Genomic DNA, 375 nt, shown 5'->3' with positions numbered 1-375 from the left:
CCGCACAACAAATTCAGCTCCAGCTGAGAAGCGACCACCAACACAGCCAGCTCAGCCTCGGACACATCACCCGCATCGACAACAACCGTGGACGGCAAGACCCACGCGGCCAAGGCTTTGAACTACGCACCGACGGTCATGGCGCTGTCCGCGCCAAAGACGGCCTCCTGATCAGCAGCGAAGCAAGACCCCAGGCCCAGCAACACCACACCAGCCTGAACGAAAGCGCAAACCGGCTGCAACATGCCCACAATTTACACGCCAGTCTGGCCGACGCCGCCCAGCAAGCCGGAGCGCAAGAAGCAAGCGATCAGCCTCAGGTCGCACAAGACCTCGAACAACAAAATGCAGAAATCGCAGGCTCAGCAAACAAGG

Annotated in this window: 1 protein-coding gene; it reads left to right on the top strand. The window is 59.7% G+C overall.

What is annotated here, in order from left to right:
• On the top strand, nt 1-375 hold a 375-nt coding region (locus H8K43_RS18750; RefSeq protein ID WP_186905263.1), incomplete at both ends, for a type VI secretion system Vgr family protein.

The organism is Cognatundibacterium curvum, from assembly GCF_014284235.1.
GTDB lineage: Bacteria > Pseudomonadota > Gammaproteobacteria > Burkholderiales > Burkholderiaceae_D > Undibacterium > Undibacterium curvum.
The sequence above is the reverse complement of the archived record's forward strand: the minus strand, read 5'-3'. Positions and strand labels throughout refer to the sequence as shown.